This is a genomic window from Verrucomicrobium spinosum DSM 4136 = JCM 18804, from assembly GCF_000172155.1.
Classification (GTDB): domain Bacteria; phylum Verrucomicrobiota; class Verrucomicrobiia; order Verrucomicrobiales; family Verrucomicrobiaceae; genus Verrucomicrobium; species Verrucomicrobium spinosum.
This window is the reverse complement of the sequence record NZ_ABIZ01000001.1, coordinates 8,159,165-8,180,293: the sequence shown is the minus strand read 5'-3', so window position 1 is coordinate 8,180,293 and position 21,129 is coordinate 8,159,165. Positions and strand designations below refer to the sequence as shown.

Here is a 21,129-nt window from a genome sequence, read left to right as displayed (position 1 = left end):
CAAGCTTGACAGCCCCACGCAGGACTCCTGATAGCGCAGTGCTCCCAGGTGGTGGACGTGGTGAGAAGCTTGGGGGCTCCTGACTTGTCGGGATTTTGGGAGAGAGTGCGGAGGCAGGCGGAGGAGCAAGGCGTTCTTGGAAAGGCCCTGCCGGATGGCGAGGGGTAATAGGAAAGCACAACTGTGTTGGAAGGGAAGCCTTGGTGGCTTGCGGTATGGGAGGAACACCGCCCCGGATACATCCGCTTATTCCACGGCAGACGATCTTCTGTGCCAGCGCGCCCCCTGCTTGCTTGGCAAAGAGAATCAGGATCGTTTAGGCGGTTCTAAAGCCCTTGCTTATGGTGCGGGGGACAGGGTGGCCGTACCCCATGATGATGGAAATGGAAACACTCACCACCAAGACCACGCCCGCCCGTCGCCGGCGGCTCCGCCCGAGGATTGCCATGGTTTCCACCCACGGTTATGTCGCTGCCAATCCGCCCCTGGGCGCACCGGACACCGGTGGCCAGGTGGTGTATGTGCTGGAGCTCTCCCGCAAGCTGGCCCAACTGGGCTTCAAGGTGGACATCTGGACCCGTAGGTTCGAGGAACAGCCGGAACGTGAGGTGGTGGATGAGAACGTCACCATCCTGCGGATGCCCTGCGGAGGGAAAGATTTCATTCCAAAAGAAACGCTGCTCAACAAGCTGCCGGAATGGGTGGAGCATGCGCTGCGCTACATTGACCGGCATGATTATGCCTACCAGTTCATCAACAGTCACTACTGGGACGCTGGTGTGGCATCACAAAGAATGGCGGAGGCGCTCGGCATTCCGCATGTGCACACCCCCCACTCGCTGGGTGCATGGAAGCGCAGCCAGATGAAGGCTGATGCTCCTGAGGAGGTGGCCGATCTCGACAAGAAGTACAACTTCCCCGTGCGCATTCGCGAGGAGCAGGCGCTCTACCGGGCTTGTGATCTGGTGGTGGCCACTTCGCCGCAACAGTTCGATCTCCTGCGGTCCGAATATAATCTGCCTGCGGACAGCATTCGCATGATCCCGCCCGGGTACGATGATACGCGTTTCTTCCCGGTGAGCACTGCGAGCCGTCAGGCGCTGCGGGAGTCCTTCGGTTATCAGGGCAAGGTGATCTTTTCTCTGGGCCGTCTGGCGCGGAACAAGGGCTTCGACCTGCTCATCCCCGCCTTTGAAGTGGCGGCGGCCCGCAAGGATGATGTCTGGCTGCACCTGGCCGTGGGGCAAGTTTCCTCGGACCCCGGGAACAGCCCGCTGCTGGAGGAGATGCGGGGACTTATTTCCCAAAGCCCCTACCGCGACCGCATCGTGCTTTCCGATTCCGTGTCGGACGAGGAGCTGGCCGACCGCTACCGCGCTGCGGATGTGTTTGCGCTTTCCAGCCGATATGAGCCATTTGGCATGACGGCGGTTGAGGCCCTGGCCTGTGGCACACCCACGGTGGTCACCACCCATGGGGGTCTCTATCGTGCGCTGGACTTCGGGGTTCACGCCATCTATGCAGACACCCTCGACAAGGAGGAGTTTGGCATCGCCTTGCTCCAGGCCACGAAATACGACCGTCTGCGGGAAAGACTGGGCCGCCTGGGCAGCCAGCGGGCGCGCAGCCTCTTCACCTGGACGGGCATTGCCCAGCAGGTGCTGCGTGAACTGGAGGACCGCCTTTCACCGGAATCCCTGCTTGACCCGCAGCCCTCCTTCGTGCCAGCGGGCACCACGCCTTCGTTTGTTTGACCTCGAACCTTCTGCATGCCTGACGCCACTGAACCCTCACTTGCCCCTTCCGTCCTGCCCATCCGGCTCGCCTGTTTTGACCTCGACGGCACCCTGCTGGGCAAACCGGACGCCACGCTGAGCTTCCAGCGGGCCTGGCTGGCCCTGCCGGAGGGCACCCGCCCCGTGCTGGTGTACAATACCGGCCGCATGCTGGCAGACAGCCTGCGCCAGCTCCGCCGCACAGATTTGCCGCCGCCCGACTACCTCATTTGCGGTGTGGGCACCTTGATCTACCGCCGCGAGACGCAGGAGGTGGTGCAGGAGTTTTCAGAAATCATGAGCGGGGGCTGGAACCGTGCGAAGGCGGTGGAGGTGGTCACCCAGACCACTCACGCGGTACCGCAGCCCGCACACTTCCAGTCGCCTTTCAAATCAAGCTGGTATCTCCATCATGCTTCTACCGAGGTGATCGACGGACTGCGTGCTGCATTGGAGACAGCCGGTCTGCAGGCGGCCGTGGTTTACTCCAGTGACCGGGACCTGGACGTGCTGCCCATGCTGGCGGACAAGGGCAACGCGCTGGACTGGCTGCTCAACCATCTGGACATCTCCCCGGCGGAGGCCCTCGTCGCCGGGGACACGGGAAACGACGCTGCCATGTTCCACCTGCCGGACGTGCGAGGCATCGTGGTGGAAAACGCCCAGCCCGAGCTGCTGGAGGCAGTGCTCACCACGCGCCCCTACATGGCCCACGCCATCTGCGCGGACGGGGTGTTGGAAGGCATGAAGCACTACGGGCTCATCCAGGAAGTGCCCGCTGCGGTCCCCGAGGATCCTGGTCACAACCGGTTCACTCCGGAGATCCAGCAGCTCCTCCAGCAGGCTCCCACCGACGAGCTGAAACCCGACGAGCTGGAGTTCCTCAAGACCGCCTATCAAAAGGCGGTGGAAACGCTCAAGAAAAACATCACCCCCTTGGGCTTTTCCGCCTGCTCTCTCACAGAGAACGAGGTGCGTGGTACGGACGCGAACTATCGCAGCGTGTGGGGGCGTGATGGGGCCATCACGGTGATTGGTTGCATGAGCCTGGAGGACGCAGATGTGGCAGCGTGTCGGGTGCGCACCCTGGAGACCTTGCTTTCCAACGTCTCGCCCAACGGCCAGATCCCCGCCAACGTCAACATCGATACCGGCCTGCCGGACTATTCTGGTGTTGGCGGCATCTGCGCCATCGACAGTGGTCTGTGGGTCGTCATTGCCGCCTATGAGCATGTGCGCACCACCAAGGACCTGCCGTTTGCGCGCAAGTGGGTGGCCACCCTGCAGAAGGCGATGGACTGGCTGGCGGCGCATGACTCGAACAATGATGGGCTGCTGGAGATTCCTGAAGCAGGCGACTGGACGGATCTCTTCGGGCGTTCCTACAACGTGCTGCTGGACGAGGTCCTCTGGTATCGGGCGAACATCGCCTTTGGCCGCCTGCTGGAGATGCTGGGCGTCTCTGGGCGGGCTGGCGACTATGTGCGCCGCTCCCAGACCATCAAGGCCGTCATCATGCAGCGTTTCTGGCCCAGTACCGCCCCGGTGCCAGAGGCCTCGCCACGCAGCTTTGCGGACATGCAGTTCAGCCTGGGGGATACCAGTTACCTTCTCGCCCAGGTTACCCCGTTTGCCTTTAACTGGCGCTGTGATGTGTATGGCAACATCCTCGCGTTCCTCTTCAATGTCATGGATGTGGATCGGGCCCGCCACGCTTTCCGTTTCATGTGGGGTGTGGGCGTAAACGACCCTTTCCCGGTGGTCAATCTCTACCCGGTGGTGCAGCCAGGCGATCCCGACTGGCGTCCGTATTACACGGTGAACTTGCTCAACCTCCCGGGCCACTATCACAACGGCGGCATCTGGCCTTACATCGGAGCCGCCTGGGTGCGCTTTGTGAACCGTCTGGGCCTCCGTGTCCTGGCCCGGCAGGAGTTGCTCAAGCTCGCCCGGCTAAACCAGCGGGGCGTGCTGGGCGACTGGGAATTCAACGAGTGGGCGCACGCCCGCACGGGCAACCCCATGGGCAAGATCAAGCAAGCTTGGTCCGCCAGCGAGTTCCTGCTCGCCTGCGAGGAACTGGAAATTCAGTCACATTTTTGACCGATTGTCCACAAGTCCGCTGGAGCCGCCGCCCCCGCCCTGCATTCGCCCTTGCATCCCGCCCCGTGAAAGGTATGTAGCGCGCCTTTGCAGAATCTATTGCTCCGCAGAAAACACGATGAATAAAGCCATCCTCTCGAAAGCCGCCAATGAAGCCCGTGGCCTTGCCATGGACGCCGTCCACAAGTGCAACTCCGGTCACCTGGGTCTGCCTCTTGGCGCCGCGGAAGTAGGGGCGGTGCTTTTTGGCGAGACCCTGCAGTGCGATCCTGCGAGCCCCAAGTGGCTCAACCGCGACCGCTTCATCCTTTCCGCCGGTCACGGTTCCATGTTCATCTACTCCTGGCTGGCCCTTTCCGGCTACGACCTTCCCGTTGAGGAGTTGAGCAAGTTCCGCGCCCTGCGCAGCCACACCCCCGGGCACCCGGAGTCCTTTGAGACCGTGGGCGTGGAGTGCACCACCGGCCCCCTCGGCCAGGGCGTGGGCAACGCCGTCGGTTTCGCGCTGAGCGGCAAGATGGCCGCCGCGAAGTACAACACCGCGGAGCACACCATTTTTGACAACCACATCATCGCCCTCGCCGGCGACGGATGCCTTCAGGAAGGCGTGGCCCGTGAAGCAGTGGCCTTTGCCGCGCACAACGGCCTGGACAACCTGATCCTCATCTTTGACTCCAACGACGTCACGCTGGACGCCATGGCCAAGGTGACCCAGAGCGAAGACTTCCAGAAGATGTATGAAGCCATCGGCTGGGATGCCGTGACCATTGATGGTCACGACCTCGACGCCATCAAGAGCGCGGTGGAGACCGCCAAAGCCACCAACAATGGCAAGCCCAAGATCATCATTGCCAAGACCCTCATCGGCAAGGGCATCCCGGAAGTGGCCGGCACGGCCAAGGCCCACGGTGAAGGCGGTGCCAAGTTCATCGACGCCGCCCGTCTGGCTCTCGGCCTGCCTGCCGACCAGCACTTCTTCGTGAGCGAAGAGGTGAAAGCCTACTTCGCCGATCTCAAGGCCAAGCGCGGGGCCGCGCATGCTGAGTGGACCAAGACCTTTGACGCGTGGGCTGCCGCCAACCCGGCGCTCAAGGCCGAGCTGGACAACAGCGTGCACTACGACCACTCCGCCGAGGAGCTGTTGAAGCTCATCCCCGAGTACCCGGCTGAGAGCAAGGCCGCCACCCGCAACAGCGGTGGTGAGATCTTGAACCACATCGCCAAGGCCATTCCAAACGTCATCACCGGCAGCGCCGACCTCTTCGGTTCCACCAAGAACTACATCAAGGACGGTGGCGACTACTCAGCCGCGAACCCGACCGGCCGAAACATCTGGTTCGGCATTCGTGAGCACGCCATGGGTGCCATTTGCAACGGCGTGGCCTATGACGGCCTCTTCCGCGTCAGCGGTGCCACCTTCCTGGTGTTCGCCGACTATTGCCGCCCAAGCATTCGTCTGGCCGCTCTGTCCAAGCTCCCCGTGGCCTACATCTTCACGCACGACTCCGTGGGCGTGGGCGAAGACGGCCCGACCCACCAGCCGGTGGAGACCGTCAGCGGTCTGCGTGTGATTCCGAACCTGGATGTCATCCGCCCGGGCGACAGCGAGGAGTGCGCCGCCGCTTTCGCCGCCGCCTACAGCCGCAACGACGGCCCCACCCTTCTGGCCCTCTCCCGTCAGGACCTGCCCAACCAGGGCGGCACCCCTGCCTCCGTCCGCCGCGAAGGCACCCTCAAGGGTGGCTACGTGCTCGTGAAGGAAACTGGCACGCTGAAGACCATCCTTCTCGCCACCGGCTCCGAAGTGCAGCACGCCGTGGATGCCGCCAAGCAGCTTGGCGAAGGCGTCCGCGTTGTCAGCCTTCCCTGCTTTGAGCGTTTCGACCGTCAGCCCCAGGCTTATCGCGATGAAGTGCTGCCCCCCGCAGTCACCAAGCGCGTCGCCATTGAGGCCGGTGTTTCCGCCCTCTGGTGGAAATACGTCGGCACCGAAGGCAAGATCATCGCCATCGACCGCTTCGGCCTCAGCGCCCCCGGCAATGTCGTCATGAGCGAACTCGGCATCACCGCCGAGAACGTCGTGGCCGCTGCGCAGTAAGCTGAGCAGGCAGCAGATCATTTGAGAACCGGGCAGCCTGCGAGGGTTGCCTGGTTTTTTTGTGAGGTGCGGTCTTGTGAGAGACATCCATCCGCACGCCTGATGCTTGATTTCATGGAGAAAACCTGATGGGATGGACGCGAGTCCGAACAAATCGCCCAACCCTTCCCGCCCTATGAATGTGTCAGCTATCGTGAAGCATTATTGCCTTCACTTCGTCGGATGGATTTGCGTGGGGCTCGTGTTTCCGCATCCGGCAGTCGCGGAAGACATCCAGGTCCCGGACTCGCTTCCCACTGAAGTGGTGGCGGCGTTCGAGGCGGCGAAGACGGCGAAACTGTATTCCCTAGAACCTACGGGAGAAATGCTGCCGCAGCATGAGCGTCTGCACAACGAACGGGTCCTGGGTGACACCACACTGACTTGGGAGCAAACTGCGACGGCATTCCGTTTGATCAAAAAGGGGGTTGCCGAAGGCCATGATCGACTGGCGTTCTGCTTCGCCCCCAGACATGCCCTCAGAGTAACGACAAGGGAGCATCACTATGATCTCGTGATCTGCTTCGAGTGTGTAAGGATCGACGTCTATCGTGACCAGGAACGGCTTTCCTCCGTTGGGCTGACGGCTTCACCCGAGTACTTCAACTCGCTGCTCGATGCGGGCCGTGTGCCTCTTTCGGATAGCAGCTATGAGATGGAGGAGAAGGAGAGGAATTTTTATGCCGAAAAAGAAGCCCGGTGGCTGGCTGGTATGCCAGGGTCAATCCGGCCAGTTTGGGTGGCCTGGCAAGCAGAGGGTGAGAAGAGAGATCTGAAGAAGCTGCAGGTGCCTCTGGCGAAGCAGTTCCCCCAAGCAGAGGACCGCATCCTGTCTCTCTTTACCTGGTATGCTCAGGACGACCGCTGGGCCTCAGACTCCAACTATGCGTCAGCCCCCAGGTTGATGCTGGAGCAGTACGGCGATGCGGATTTCTTGACGGTTGGGCAGCGGGACGATTTTACAACGGCCCAACTCGAAGGCGCGGCCAGATACCTGGTTGGCTGGCCGACCACAAGACTGGCCGTGCTGCCCGCGAAGCTGAAACAGAAGCTGCTGGTTCACGTCGTAAACCAGAAGGATGCCCGGAAAAGTGCATGGGCCAGGCACGCTTTTGGGCCGAGGTAGGGTTATTTGATTCATTGAACCGACTGCGAAGCTTCTGCCGACTAAAGTCGGTACTCCAACCCGCTTCGATCATGTCATACGGCGGAATGACATCACAGGTGTGATGGCGTTGTGGAGGGCGAATTCTTGCAATCTCAGGGGCTCGCGAACTGACTCGCGTAAACGCGGAACTCCAACCCTGCCAGCGGGAACGGAGAGGGTTGGAGTACCGACTTCAGTCGGCTCAGGAACGCATCCTCCCCAAGGCTCTCTTTACATGCACCCTTCGACATCGCAGACCCAAAAGAATCACCTCGAACCCATACGCCTCCAATATCTGGACGCGCAGCGTCTTTGGAGTGCGTGCGGGAACCGCCGCTTTGGCGCCTCTTGTGATATCCTGCCACCCAAGCGCTCGACCAGCGCCATCGCGCCAACCCAGACTTCCTGACCCGCGTAAACGCGGAACTCCAACCCAGCGGCGGGGACGGAGAGGGTTGGAGTTCCGCATTCATGCGGTCAGGGTCGCATCTTCCACGACTGCCTGCTCGGCAACAAGTTTCCTCGAACCTGACCCCTCCGCCCCCATCAAACATCCGCAGGCCGATGCCTGGTACCCCGCGCCACCCCGCCCCCAACACCTTGACCCACTGACGCACTGACGCACTGCCCACTGACTCACCGACCTACCCCCTCTTCCCTTTTCCCTTCTCCCTTGACCCTTTTTTCACCCCATACTTCACTTTCTTCTGCGCGGGCATCATGCCGGTGTCTTCAATGCCCGCTTGTTTCTTGAGCTCGCGTATCTGGTCACGGAGCAGGGCGGCACGTTCGTACTCGAGCTTCACGGCGGCCTCGGCCATCTCGGATTCCAGTTCGCGGATGACCTCGGTTACGGCATAGCCCCCGGCCTCATCCCGGACCATGCTTTCCTCCACATTCCGTCCGGCCTGGTAGGTGTGCAGGCTCTCCTGCACGGCGCGCTGCACGGTCTGCGGGGTGATGCCGTGCTTCTCGTTGTGATCTTCCTGCCGTTCGCGGCGGTAGGCGCTGATGTTGATCAGGGCCTGGATGCTCTGCGTGATCTGGTCGGCAAAGAGCACCACCTCTCCGTTCACATGCCGGGCGGCGCGTCCGGCCGTCTGCAGCAGCGAGGTCTCGCTGCGCAGGAAGCCTTCCTTGTCCGCATCCAGGATGCACACAAGGCTCACCTCGGGAAGGTCGAGGCCTTCCCGCAGGAGGTTGATGCCCACGAGGATGTCGAACTCCCCGGCACGCAGGGCGCGCAGAATCTCCACACGCTCGATGGCGTCGATCTCACTGTGCAGGTATCGAACCTTCAGGTCCAGGTTCCGCAGGTAGTCGGTGAGATCCTCGGCGGTGCGCTTGGTCAGGGTGGTCACCAGGACCCGCTCATTCTTCTCGATGCGCTGGCGGCAGAGCTCGATGGTCTCGTCAATCTGGCCCTTGAGCGGGCGCATGGTGACGATGGGGTCCAGCAGCCCGGTTGGGCGGATGATCTGCTCCACGATGAGATGGCGGCCCTTCGTGGTGACGTCGAACTTCTCCAAAGGCTCGGCGCTGCCGGAAATGCGGACGATGGGTTTGGACCTCGAACCCGGGACCATGGCGGGCACTCCCTCTTCCTCGCCGATGCGTTCGCGCTTGTGCGGGATGTAGCCGGTGTTGCCCACGATGCTGTTCTCCACCTCGAACGTGGCGGGCGTGGCGCTCACGTACACGATCTGGTGCATCTTCTTCATGAACTCCGGGAACTTCAGCGGCCGGTTGTCCATGGCGCTGGGCAGGCGGAAGCCGTGCTCTACCAGCACCGTCTTGCGGGAGCGGTCGCCCTCGTACATGCCACCGATCTGCGGCACGGTGACATGGCTCTCATCCAGGAAGAGCATGAAGTCATCGCGGAAGAAGCTCAGCAGGGTGCCCGGGGTGCTGCCGGGTTCGCGGGAAGCCAGGTGGCGGCTGTAGTTTTCAATTCCCTGGCAGAAGCCCATCTCCTGCATCATCTCGATGTCATACTCGGTGCGCATGCGCAGCCGCTGGGCTTCCAGCAGCTTGCCCTGCTGCTCGAACTCTGCGATGCGGGCGTCCAGCTCCTCGCGGATGGCCTTGATGGCGCGTCGCAGCTTGTCTGCCGGTGTGACGAACTGCTTGGCAGGGTAAAAGGTGTAACCCGGCAGCTGACCAGTAGCCGTGCCAGTGAGTGGATTAAAGACGCTCATGCGGTCGATCTCATCGCCGAAGAACTCCACGCGAATGGCCTCATCCTCCAGGTAGGCAGGGAAGACCTCGATGACGTCACCCCTGGCCCGGAACTTGCCGCGGCCGAAGGCAATGTCATTGCGCTCATAGAGCATGTCCACCAGGCGGGTGAGGAAGCTCTCGCGGGTGATCACATCGCCCACCTTCAAGGGCAGCATCATGCCCTCATAGTCCTCGGGCGAGCCCAAGCCGTAGATGCAGGAGACGCTGGCTACGACAATGACATCCTTGCGCGTGAGCAGAGCACCCATGGTGGAGAGGCGCATCCGCTCGATCTCCTCGTTGATGCTGGAGTCTTTCTCGATGTAGGTGTCCGAGCGTGCGATGTAGGCCTCGGGCTGGTAGTAGTCGAAGTAACTGACGAAGTACTCGACCGCGTTGTGGGGGAAGAAGTTCTTGAACTCCGAGTAGAGCTGCGCCGCCAGCGTCTTGTTGTGCGACATGATCAACGCCGGTTTGCCGATCTGCGCGATGATGTTGGCCATCGTGAAGGTCTTGCCCGATCCCGTCACCCCCAGGAGGGTCTGGTGCCGGTTGCCAGCGCGGACGGATTTCACCAGCTTGGCGATGGCCTGGCCCTGGTCTCCTTCGGGCGAGTAGTGCGAGTTGAGTTGAAACGGGCTGCTCACCTGAACACCTATCACAACTGTGTCCCGGATGCAAATCCTCCGAAATGTAACACCTCTCTGCCCCGAAAAAGACAACCGTGCCGCCCGGCATTCGCGAAGCGTTGATGTTGCCCTCGAAAAGATGCGACTTCCTGTTCCCCACAGCGATCTTGCTTTCTAGTTGGCAAAAGCAATAGTTCACGTTATATCGCCGCGCGGTGCATGGCGAAAACCTGCATCGCAAAACAGTACCACCAACGACCCCAACAAAATCATCACCATGAAATCCACTCTCGTCGCCCTCGTGCTGGCCACCGCCGCTCTTACCCTGGCTTCCTGCGCTTCCAAGAAGCCCGCTCCTGCTCCCGCTCCTGTGGACATGGGCGTGCACAGCGGCAAGTAATCCAGCTTGTTTAGCCCTTTGATCAGGCGCGGTGGGGCAACCCAACGCGCCTTTTTGTTTCAAGGTTCTGGACAAAATGTGTCCACACAGTGGAATAATTGCGGTACCTGAAACGTCTCATGAGAGGCTTCTTAACAGCTTTGTTAAGTTGCTGGTCTGAGACACTCAGACCCCGATAAAAAAATACCAACTCACCAACCATCCACCAACCAAGCCATTATGATCCGTGTTCTTTCCCTTGCCGCCGCTGTGGCCACGCTGAGCCTCGCCTCCTGCGCCTCCATGAAGAAGAAGGACTGCAGCGCCTGCTGTGACTCCAAGAAGCCCGCCGCCGCTCAGAAGGCATGCTGCGCCTCCACCGACAAAGCGAAGGCCAAGAAGGGCGGCGAATGCTGCGAAGCCGATGCGGCCAAGCCCGCCAAGAAGAAGTAAGGCCAGCGGGAAGCGCAACGCCTTCCCCTTTGCCTTTCTCTGCCGCCGTTCCGGGCTTGGTTCCGGACCGGCGGTTACTATTTGCGGCCTGCCCTTTTCCTGGACGTCGCCCCCGGCACTTTCACCTTTCCAAGAGGCACGCTCACATGCGCATGCCCGACGGCCACGAATCGCCATTTGAAGTCCACCGCCTTCCTGATCCCCACGCGAATGTCCTCCGCCACCACCTGCCCCGGTGCCAATGGGACAGCGGGGACCCGTAGCCCGACGCCCCCCGGCCGACCTGCGCCCGTCATGGGGGTGCCATGATCCGAGCCCCTGATGCCCAGGGCCAGGGTGAGCTTCCCCGGACCGGAGCAGAGTTCCCCCGGGTGCTCCCGACCCCGACGCTGGCGCATTTCAGCCTGCCCCTCGCGAGGTTCCAGGGCGCGGATGAGGATCAAGCCGTTCTGAGGGCCTCCCTTCACCAGCAGATTGAAGAGCCAGTACATCCCATAATTGAAGTACACGTAGGCCGTTCCCGGCTCCATCACCCGCATAAACTCCCGGGCGCTGGGGCGGCTGGCCGTGTGACTGGCCGCATCGCCCACCTCCGCGTAGGCCTCTGTCTCCACAATGATGCCGCTGCACCCATGCCATACCAGCTCCATGCCGACGAGCTCGCGGGCGACCGTCAGCACATCCCTCTGAAAGAAGTCTTGCTTCAACATCCTGCTTCTGTTTGATGGAAGAATCGGCGGTAGCGGCGATTCTGTTGTTCCTACGGTCATGGGGCCGGCGGGCTCTGAACGATTGAAGACGATGGGAACTGGCACTGCAACACCTGACCATGGCTGAACAAGCGAGCACGACGCAAGCAGCTGAGTCTAGCAACATCGCCATAGACACTGGCGTGGGGCCGATCGAGGGCGGGGCCTACCTGCGGGTGTTGCGCCAGGAGCAGCTCAAGAATGCGCGCTCCTTTCACTGGTACCGCCTGGTGGCCGTGACGGGATTCTTGGTGCTGGAACTGTGGCTCCATGGCATGCAGTGGTTGGTTGAGGGCCGCGCTTCTACGTTCTCCATACTGCTGGCCTACTGGGCAATCGTACTGGCGCTGCTGGTGGGCACCTTCTTTTCACCACGGATAGGACGCCTGGGCAGCCTGGCGGTGCCGTTCCTGGACATGCCGATGGTGTTTTTCTGCCAGTGGAATCTCATCGCCACCATGCCGGCCGATCCTCGCATTGCGGGGAACTTTACCATCGGGATCTTTGTCTCGCTCATCATGCTGGCCGCCAGTTCCCTGGAGCGCTGGCAGATTTACCTCTCGGGAATTCTGGCCGCCTCCCTGCAGTTTATTTTGCATCGCGCGGCGGGAGAAGGGCCGTTCGGCACCCTGGGGGGCATGGTGGTGATCCTCGTGGCAGCAGCCATGTGCGACTTTGCCAGACGCAACCGTCTGGCAGCCATCGAGGCGCTCTATCAGGAGCAGGTGCGGCGGGAGCGACTGGGCCGTTACTTTTCTCCTCAAGTGGCCATTGAGATCGAAAAGGGCTCTTCCGGCCTTAGCGACGGTCAGTGGAGCGAGGTGACCGTCCTCTTCAGTGACCTCCGGGACTTCACCACCCTCTCCGAGCGGCTGGACACGCATGAGATCGTGAAGCTGCTCAACCAGTACTTCGAGCACATGGTGCACCTCGTCTTCGAGCATGGCGGCACCTTGGACAAGTATATCGGCGATGGCATGATGGCCTACTTTGGCGCGCCGCTGGCAACGCCCAACCATGCCGAGCGAGCGGTGCGATGCGCCCTCGCCATGAAGGCCGCATTGGTGGAGATCAACCACCGTCGAACCTCCCGCGGGGAGCCTGAACTGCGCATGGGGGTGGGCTTGCACACCGGCATGGCCGTGATCGGCAGCATCGGCGCGCCGCACCGGCGGGAGTACACGGCGATTGGCGACACTGTGAACCTCGCCGCACGCATCGAGCAGCTCACCAAGAAGCATGACGAGGACATCCTGCTCTCCAGCGACACCCGGGACCGGGCCGGTTCGGAGCTGAAGTTCAAGGAGATTACTGAGACCACGGTGAAAGGGCGTCACGCCAGCGTGCGCGTGTTTGCCCCGGTGTAGGTGTCAGTCCGCCTGTCACAACTTCAGCGGGTTTTGACATGAAGGGGGTAAACCATGTTCTGTCCGCTTCCCACCTTCAAGCCCGACCACGGGGTGCTCCGCCCTGACCCGGCATTTCGTCCCGTCCTCAAGACCGTCCTGGCCCGGGTGTGCGCGTGTGCCGTGGGGGTGGCGGTGCTGGATGCCCTGCTGCATCCCCATCCAGCGACTGCCGCCTCCCCCAGCATCTCCATGCCTGCTCCAGTCCAGACCCGTGATCTCGCCGCGCGTTTCCAGCCGTTCCCTCCCGAGGCCAGGCAGGCCCTGCTCAAGTTGTTTCCCGGGGGCCGCGGGGATGCTTCACATCTGGCAGACAGCTTTGAGGGGGACTGGTACATGCACGAGGGGGATCTCATCGTGGACAGCGGTTTCAGGAACAACCTCAACCTGGTCGTGCGGGGCAACCTGATTGTCCGGGGCGTGCTGAGTGATCTGGATGACTCCGCCAGCCTGGTGGTGACCGGAGACGTGCTCGCGCATCACATCCTCAGCCGCCAGTTGCTCGTGGTGCTGGGTTCACTGCGCTGCAGCGGCCTCGTGCATGCGGACTACAATGACTGGTCCTTTGAGGTTTGGGGCCCCGTCTTTGAGAGCCGTGCCTATATTATCACGGACCGTTCCACCATGCACCCCGATGATCTGAAGGTGGAGTACCTTTACAACGCGGACTCCGCCACTGGCAAGGGAACGGCGGAGAAAGTCCTGCATGAATCCCTCGTGCGCTGGCAGGATGAAGAGGGCGACCAGTACCGGCGTGAGATGCATAAAGGCAAGGTGCGCTGGCTCGATGAAGAGGGCGCTCCCCTGGAGGCCGCCGTCGCCAAGAAGCTCAAAATCACCGGAAGCCTGCCTGCGGGAATCGAGGAAATAGCCGCCGTCTGTGACACGGGCAGGCCCCCTTTCATCACCCCGGTCCTGAAGCACCAGGACTGGCGGCTGGATCCCACGACGGATGCCGGTGTGGTGGCAGATCATGCCGCGGCCAAAGACGTAAGCGAAAGAACCGCCGCGGCGGGACATTCGCGCCTGCCGCAGGAGTGGGTGGTGCGTCTCGCCACCGATCCTGCACCCGAGGTGCGTCGTGTGGTGGTTCATCATCCTAAACTGCCGGCAAAGGAGGCCGCCTCCCTGGCGACCGACCCGGAGGCGAGCGTCCGCCAGCAGGTGGCGGCGAGCCGTCATGCCGCGCCCCTGCTGGAAGGGCTGGTGGCGGATCCTGAAACCAGTGTCCGACGGGCCTGCGCCTCCCATCCCGCCCTGACGGATGACCAGCGCCGCCGCCTGCTGCACGACCCGGAAAAACGCGTCCGCCTCCGGGCTGTGCGATACCTTCCGGTCACCGCCGCCTGGGTAAAGGAGCTCCGCAACGCGAAGGAGGAGGAGCTGGTCGCCTGGGCTGTGCAGCATGAGGGTGATGAGGTTGTTTCATCCGATCCAGGCGTCGCCATGAACGCGGGCGATTGGAAGAAAGACCTCGCAGATGAGCGTCCCGCCGTCCGTGTGGCCGCCCTGGGCAAGGCACCTCGCGGTGAACTGTTTCCGTATTTGCACGAACATCAGTCGCAGTTCGCAAAGGACCCTTCGGCAGACGTTCGGCGCGCTCTAGCCATGGCCTCCCGGGATGCTGCCACCCTGGAGGTGCTGGGCAAGGATGCGGACAAGTACGTGCGTCGTTTCGCATTGGACAACCTGTCCGCGCCTCCAGCTCTTTTGATCCAGGAGGCACGCCGCCTCGCCGCCGCACCTGAGGATTCGTGGAACCTTACCTCGGACAAATACATCGACCACTCGAGCGAGGTTCAAGATCTGCTCAATCACCCCCGCCTCCCGGAGGAGGCCGTGCGCATCATCGCGAAGGTTTATCCGCGTCTCTGGCGCATGGAGCCGCGTCGTAACATGCCTCTGGATGTCATCCTCGAACGCGCCGTGAGCGCCAGCGCCAGCGTGGAGTTCGCACCTGGTTTTCAGAAATGGAAACAAGCTGCCGCCAAACCTGGCGCTGACATTGGTCCCGTGCTGGCCGCTTTTCTGGAAACAGATAGTGATTACCTGAAATCCTGCGCCCGCATGCATGGCCAGACTCCGGTCAAGGCCCTGTTGAAACACACCCGCGAGCTGGAGGGCGACCAGTACTCGCTGGAAGAAGTGGCCAAAAGCCCCCAGCTTGGCTCAGACTCGCCCGAGGCGGAAGAACTGCGCCAATACCTCCTCAAGCTCCCAGAAGGAGCCGCGGACCGGGCCCTGTCGGGCAATCCCGACCTGCCTGCCCAGGTGCTGAAGGAGCTGGCCAAACGCGGTGCGGATGATGCTCCTCTGACGCTCTGGCAGGCACAGGGTGTGGTGATCAAGGATTGATGGGACGCGGGCTGCTCGGGCCAAGAAACTTCCATCCTCACACAAAGGCACGAAGGCACAAAGAGCTTCGGGCAACGTGGGGCGTCCCACGGATGACAACCCGCCAATGGCTCCAGCGCTCACAGCCGCGCGAAGCGTCTTTGGAGTGCGTGTGGCTCGACACCGCTTTGGCACCCCTTGTGATGACCTAGAATCCAGACACTGGAGCAGCGAGGATAAAGGAGACGGGGGTTCCAGCCCCGCGGGTGATCGGAGGGATGGATTTGCCCAAGACCCAGCAGCTACTTGCCGCTCAACACGTGCGCCACCTCAGTCGCCGTCCGACTGAGCGGGGCCGGAGACCCCGCCTCCATTACCGGCTGGCGGACGTGTGAGGATGGAGAGGATATCTTGGCGGCAGGCGAAAGCGGCGTCGAGCCGCCAGCACTCCAAAACGCTGCTGCGAGTTTTGAGAGGGCCGCCTGAAATTGAACTGCGGAATGTTGGCTTGGAGACTCGCTCCTGCTCTGCGCCCATCTGGGAACGTCCAGCCTTCCACATCAGCCGAGCACCCTCACCACTCCCTCCGTCGCGAAGCCCCACGCCACGCGCACACCAACCAACCGAACCAAGGTTCAAGGCACAACCACCCGCCACCAGCCAGCGAAAGCGGCGTCGAGCCGCCGGCAAGACACTGGCGTGAGTCTGGGAGTGCCAGGTGGAAAGAGGATCAAAAATGGATGATCTTCAAAAGCTCCGGTGCTTCCTGTTCGTCATCCCGCCCCTCATTTCTTCAAGCTCGACACCCAGTTCTCATACACCCTCAGCCGCTGGCCACAGCTGGCACTGTGGGTGAAGGCAGTGAACCGGTCCCACGCTGCGGGATCTGCCGCGATGGCTTTGGCCAGGGCGAGACGTGGTTCGGGATCGTGCAGCAGCTCAAAGCACTGCGCGAGAGCCAGCGCGGCGTCCATGTGCAGTTCCTTGTGGTTCTCATCAGCCAAGGCAGAGCAGAGCAGGCGCAAGGCGAGAGGATAATCCCCGGCATCCACCGCCACGCCAGCCCGGAGCAGCTGCACATCGGCCAGATAGCGGCCCTGCGGATAGGCCTTGCGATATTCATCCAGAGCCGCATTAGGCCGCGCCGCCTCGAAGGGCTTTTCACGTTCCACCACGAGGTGGACATACCGTCCCATGAACGGTGCATCCGGCCAGTTGCGATTTTGCACATGAGTCCAGGTCCGGTACTGGCGGGTCACGGCACGAGCCAGTTGAAACTGGGCTGCCTCACGCTTCAGTGACTTGGGATAGGCGGCCAGGTAGTTCTGCCAGCGCGTCTCCTGCAGGCTCCAGCGATCCGGCTTGTTCCGATCCTCCTCCATGCCTGCCGCAGCCGTCTGGTAGGCGCGAATGTCTTCCAGCCCGTCCGAAGCCGTCGTCCGCACGGGAATGCCAGCGATGACAGGGGGCTCCTCAACGGGAGGACCACCGATGTGGAGGAAATAACGCTTCACAGCGTCCAGGTCTGGTGAGGCCTGGTTCAACATGAGGTCCGTCCCATCCAGAGCATTGATGGCTTCCGTCCATTCCAGGACATCGGCCAGCGGGATCAGGGCTTCCCGGATGGCTTTGGATTCCGTTCTGGCAGCCTCCAGACCGCGGCTTTCGAAGTGGCTTCCGAGCTTTTGGATTCGCTCCCGGAGGACACCGAACTGGCGTCTGCGTTCGGATTCTCGTTGCCAGGTTTGCTGGTCCCAATGCTCACGGCCCTTCACCGACGGATCGGGAACCAGGATGTCGCGGATCGCCTCGTCTTCCCGCGGCGGATAGCCGTTTCCCGGCATCCAGTCATGAAGCTCAGGCGTGGCGGCAAAGTCCCACCAAGCGGCGAGTTGCATGGCCTCGGGTGACTGTGGGCATTCTTTGAGCAGGCGATCATACAGCTGCCGGGAAACGCTGCCCCAGTCCGCTTCGAATGCCCGTCCCTGGGCATACGGTGTCACTTCGGCCATCCGTCGCAGGCTTTCGAGAGCCTTGAACAGAGCCCGGGCGGCCAGGGGCGTGCCTGGAGCTGCTTCCGCTGCCAGAAGGCAGTGATCGTAGGCATGGCGCAGTTCATCACGCGACTCCAGCTCTCGATTGACGGTGTCGGATCGATATCCCAGGGCCAGGGCATTGGCGCGAAGGCGGAGCTCCATCTGGCGATGATCGCTGGCCATGTAGCTGCCCGGGCCAGCGTGGACGGCGGACAGGATCAGCTGCCCCCGGCAGGCTTCCCACGTCGTGGCGAGGCTCCAGTGCCAGAGGGCTTTTTGACCAGGCTCCATGCCGTCACGCGGGGTTTCATGCAATAACAGAAACGCCCGGGCCAGACCGGCGTGCAAACTCCTGTTGGCATAGAAATACACTGGCGAGGGCTGGTGCCATTCCCAGCCTGTGTAGGTATGTTCCAGCTGGTCCAGTTCATCCGCCGGGAGGGCATCCGCTCCTTCGGGCAGGTTGCCCAGCACCCGGCGCAGGGAGGCCCAGTCTTCAGCCGCCAGCAGGCGGGCCACGGTGAGTTGATGAAGGCGCAAGGCGGACGGGGCAGGCAGTTGTCGGGATTGCAGTGCTACTTCCAGTTGCGGCACAGGGCAGAACTGCTCCAGCACGTCCAGATATTGGCGGAGTTCCTCATAGGAGTGCAGGAAGACAGGGGGTTTTTCACCATCCGGAAGCGGCTCCCGTTCCGCCGGCCCGACGGGCGCGATGGCCATGTTCAGGACCACGATGGCTTCGCCATCACGTCCCAAGCGGTGCAGACTTTGGGCCTGCCGGAGTGCCAGTCCCTTGGAGAGAGGGCTTCCGGGAAAGCGGGCCCGCAAGTCTTGCAGCGCCTCAGCGGCTCTGGCGTCGTCTCCCAGGCGTTGCAGGGTGACTGCGCGGCAGTACTGGAGGTCGTCGCTATTCGCCAGGGCTTCGGGCTGGCGTTCGCAGAGGCGGAGGGCCTGGGCATGTTCACCGCCTTCCGTCGCGGCCCAGGCCATCAAGGCCACAAATTTAGGATGCCACTTCGCTGTCTTGAATGTTTTCTCGTGGTCGATGGCCGCACCCGCAAGCTGTTGAAGCATGTCTGTATGACGGGACCGGTTCAGCATGGTCTTGATCCTGTCCAGCTTCTCCAGGTTCAGGTAACTTTCGTCCCAATAGCGGGTCTCGTAGCCAAGGTCCGCCGGACCATCCAGAAGATACCCCATGACCCGGAGCGTGGCTGGTGGGCTGGTGGCAAGCAGACCCAGCACGGTCTGGATGCCCTCTGGATCATCCTCGACCTTGTCCGACAACAACAACTCCTTGAGACAGCGTTCGATCTCACGCCCGGCTGAGTCACGCACTTCTGAATGGTCTGCATGATCCAGTTGCGTGACATAGTCACCGAGGGCGAGCCAGTGCTGCCCGGCCAGCGTGTGTATGGCCCCGCGCCAGCCGGCGAGTTCGACCGTGTAGCGTCCTTTGGGATACTCTTTGCTGTAGTCATCCAGAGCGTGTTCAGCGATCTCCAGGGCGTTGGACAGCCCCTCTGACAGGTCACGAGGCCCAGCTCCAGCCTCCGGTTGTTTCCGCGAAATCCGCCGGGCTTCCTCGACCTTCAGGCGGGCTATCATGAACAGCGCGGTCTCCCTCCGGGGATGTCCGGCGTGGTGTTGCACTACTTTTTCGAACCATCCCGCCGCTTCCTCCAGCGCGCCGCGACGGAAGGCTGCTCCACCTCTCGCCACCATCCAGTGAGGGACCAGCGCCGGCGATGCCTGGGCAATGGCGCGTTCTCCTTCTTCGATGCCTGCTCTGATGGCGGCTTGTTCCTGGGCCAGCCACTGCTCCTCCTGGGCTTTCTGCTGGGGGGACAACCACCAGCCATCCTCCACCTTGCGATGCTCCCGGGCAACCGCCGGTGGAAGCCCGCGCTTTTCATCATGGTACAGCCTCACCCGCCAATCGATGTAGGTCCGGGCTTCTTCGTTGAAGTCGCCGTCCCAGGCCGTGCGCAGATCCCGCAGGTCCCAGAGCAGATTGGCCTTGCGGGCTTCATAGCGCCCCGAGGTCCGATTCTCCGAGAGTGCCTGGTCAATGATCTGGAGCGAGTCCGCCTCGGGCGTGGACAGGATGCGGCGCGTCAGCGCGTCCAGGGATTCCCAGGCGGGGGCCGGAGTGGCCGCCTTCTGTGACTCGGCAAACAGATCCATCATCGTCTTTACCGGATGCCGCTCAGGGAACGCCGCCAGTGCTGGGGCCGCGGCGTAGTACATCGGGCCACAGGAGTTCACCCTGCCTGGAACAGCCAGACAGGTGCCCGCGGCAAGCAAGGCTAGAGGGAGGGAGCGGCGGTTTGCCATAGAGGTGAGAGTTGGGGAATGCGCCAGCGCAACACGGCCGGCGGAGGGGGATGCTGGAAATAACCAGAACTGAGGCTGCTGCCGCTGCGCAGATGGGGAAGCTGTACCACGACATGCCCGGTCTTTTTTTCCTGCTGCATGTCGCGACCAGCGAACTCACCGGCGGAGAACTCAGCGAGCGCGGCGGGAGGCAGGTCAAGCTCAAGGCTCCAGCCAGACCGTGCGGAGTCTGCTTCCACAGCACTTGAAACTGGCTCAAATCGTGGAGGCAGATCCATGCTTCCTTCATGCACCAGCGTCAGCCGGGATCCCTGTAGCAGCAGTCGAAAGTCTTGTGAGCTGGGCAGCAATTCCTTCACTGCTTTACCCTTCAAAGCTCCAAGGACCGTGCTCAAGCTCCATCCGCTGGGGGAATCTGCCTGCGGCAGTTTGAACAAGACCACCCCACGCGCCCCGGCGGCGAGTGCCGCCTGACTGGCAGCTTGCAGCACCTTCAGATCCGGCCACCGCACCAGGAGTCCGCCACCCTGGGCCACCGGATAGCGCCCCACCTTGTTCGCCGTTATGGCGCGCAGCTCCGTCATGCCCTGGGTGGTGGAGGATCGCACCTCCCAAGTGGGATCATAGACCAGCGTCTCCCACAGCCAGGTGTCCACCTGCCCCAGGGCCTTGTCTTGCGCATCCAGCACCGTCACACGGGTGAAGTTAGGGAGCCCGGCCCGCCAGCGCGTTGTGCAGCGTGCCCACAGAGGCATCTGCTCCCGTACGGTGGACTCAGAGAGCAGCGGCGCCCGCCGTTCTGCGACAGCGTGTTCCTCAAGATCGTAGAACATGGGCACGAGTTCATCGGCGCTGGCGCAGAGTTCCTCGAACCCTGCCACCCTGGGCCAGCCTGCCAGGGCGGTGACGCTCAGACGCACCGGGGCGATGCGCTGGCGGATCCTGCCCAGGGCCTCCGCATAGCGTGGTAGCAAGCGGTCGGGACAGTCGTAGTCCAGTTGCAGCGTTTTGCAGTCCAGCCTTCCGCACAGTCTCGAAAGCAACCCTGCCAGTGCCTCATCTGCCGCCGGTTCTGCAATGGTGGAGGGGGCATGATGGAGACGCACCACGGGAATGAGGGTCACGTCCTTCGTCCGTGCAGGGAGGTACAGCTTCTCCGCGCCAGTCCACTGCGTGCCTTTGCGCTCCAGGGTGCCCAGGTTCCATTGCAACTCTTTCACCCCGTGCCTTTGCAGTGCTGTTGCTTCCTCCGCCGTCAGCGGGGTGGTGCGATTCCAGACCCACCAGGCAGGCGGGGGCGATGCCTCCGCAACATCAGGATGCCCAGCGGCGATGCATAGCCATGCACCAGCGAGGGCAAACCAGGAGACAATCGTCCCGAATAAAATGGACCGGACACTCCACATCGTGTGAGCAAGACCAAA

The 21,129-nt window shown here is 62.2% G+C and carries 12 protein-coding genes; 8 read left to right on the top strand and 4 right to left on the bottom strand.

The annotated features are described in order from the left end of the window. The first annotated feature begins 377 nt into the window (after positions 1 to 377). From VSP_RS32905 to VSP_RS32890, 4 genes are all read left to right on the top strand, one after another. Positions 378 to 1,754, top strand: coding sequence for a glycosyltransferase (locus tag VSP_RS32905; RefSeq protein WP_425509801.1), 1,377 nt, complete (start codon positions 378 to 380; stop codon positions 1,752 to 1,754). Positions 1,755 to 1,769: 15 nt separating this feature from the next. Beyond that, on the top strand, positions 1,770 to 3,878 hold the full coding sequence (locus VSP_RS32900; protein ID WP_009966106.1) for an HAD-IIB family hydrolase: 2,109 nt from the start codon (positions 1,770 to 1,772) through the stop codon (positions 3,876 to 3,878). A 118-nt stretch (positions 3,879 to 3,996) separates the two neighbouring features. Continuing rightward, on the top strand, positions 3,997 to 5,976 hold the full coding sequence (gene tkt / locus VSP_RS32895; protein WP_009966105.1) for a transketolase: 1,980 nt from the start codon (positions 3,997 to 3,999) through the stop codon (positions 5,974 to 5,976). A gap of 175 nt (positions 5,977 to 6,151) precedes the next feature. Beyond that, entirely contained in the window at positions 6,152 to 7,141 is a 990-nt protein-coding gene (locus tag VSP_RS32890) for a hypothetical protein (RefSeq protein WP_009966104.1), read from the top strand. A gap of 665 nt (positions 7,142 to 7,806) precedes the next feature. On the opposite strand, the gene VSP_RS32885 is transcribed toward VSP_RS32890, so the two are convergent. Next, a complete protein-coding gene (locus VSP_RS32885; RefSeq protein ID WP_053332417.1) occupies positions 7,807 to 10,029 on the bottom strand; it encodes an excinuclease ABC subunit UvrB in 2,223 nt (740 codons plus the stop codon). A 259-nt stretch (positions 10,030 to 10,288) separates the two neighbouring features. Between VSP_RS32885 and VSP_RS43720 the strand changes: the two genes are divergently transcribed. Together VSP_RS43720 and VSP_RS32875 are read left to right on the top strand one after the other, a co-directional pair. Continuing rightward, positions 10,289 to 10,411: a hypothetical protein gene (locus VSP_RS43720; RefSeq protein WP_009966101.1), complete on the top strand. Its 123-nt coding sequence runs from the start codon at positions 10,289 to 10,291 to the stop codon at positions 10,409 to 10,411. Positions 10,412 to 10,630: 219 nt separating this feature from the next. Then, positions 10,631 to 10,843 (top strand): hypothetical protein, encoded by a 213-nt coding sequence (locus VSP_RS32875; protein ID WP_009966099.1) that lies wholly within the window; start codon positions 10,631 to 10,633, stop codon positions 10,841 to 10,843. A gap of 77 nt (positions 10,844 to 10,920) precedes the next feature. Here the strand turns inward: VSP_RS32875 and VSP_RS38625 are convergent, their stop codons facing one another. Continuing rightward, on the bottom strand, positions 10,921 to 11,553 hold the full coding sequence (locus VSP_RS38625) for a DNA-3-methyladenine glycosylase (protein ID WP_009966097.1): 633 nt from the start codon (positions 11,551 to 11,553) through the stop codon (positions 10,921 to 10,923). A 119-nt stretch (positions 11,554 to 11,672) separates the two neighbouring features. Between VSP_RS38625 and VSP_RS38620 the strand changes: the two genes are divergently transcribed. Next, complete coding sequence (locus tag VSP_RS38620) at positions 11,673 to 12,959, top strand: adenylate/guanylate cyclase domain-containing protein (RefSeq protein ID WP_009966095.1); 1,287 nt, start codon at positions 11,673 to 11,675, stop codon at positions 12,957 to 12,959. A 54-nt stretch (positions 12,960 to 13,013) separates the two neighbouring features. Next, positions 13,014 to 15,353 carry a hypothetical protein gene (locus VSP_RS32860; RefSeq protein WP_009966094.1) on the top strand — a complete coding sequence of 780 codons (2,340 nt, stop codon included), beginning with the start codon at positions 13,014 to 13,016 and terminating at the stop codon, positions 15,351 to 15,353. A gap of 764 nt (positions 15,354 to 16,117) precedes the next feature. Here the strand turns inward: VSP_RS32860 and VSP_RS32855 are convergent. Beyond that, complete coding sequence (locus tag VSP_RS32855; RefSeq protein ID WP_009966093.1) at positions 16,118 to 19,705, bottom strand: hypothetical protein; 3,588 nt, start codon at positions 19,703 to 19,705, stop codon at positions 16,118 to 16,120. Then, positions 19,678 to 21,111 (bottom strand): DUF3142 domain-containing protein, encoded by a 1,434-nt coding sequence (locus VSP_RS32850; RefSeq protein ID WP_009966092.1) that lies wholly within the window; start codon positions 21,109 to 21,111, stop codon positions 19,678 to 19,680. Before VSP_RS32850 ends, VSP_RS32855 begins: the two co-directional genes overlap by 28 nt. Positions 21,112 to 21,129 lie beyond the last annotated feature (18 nt).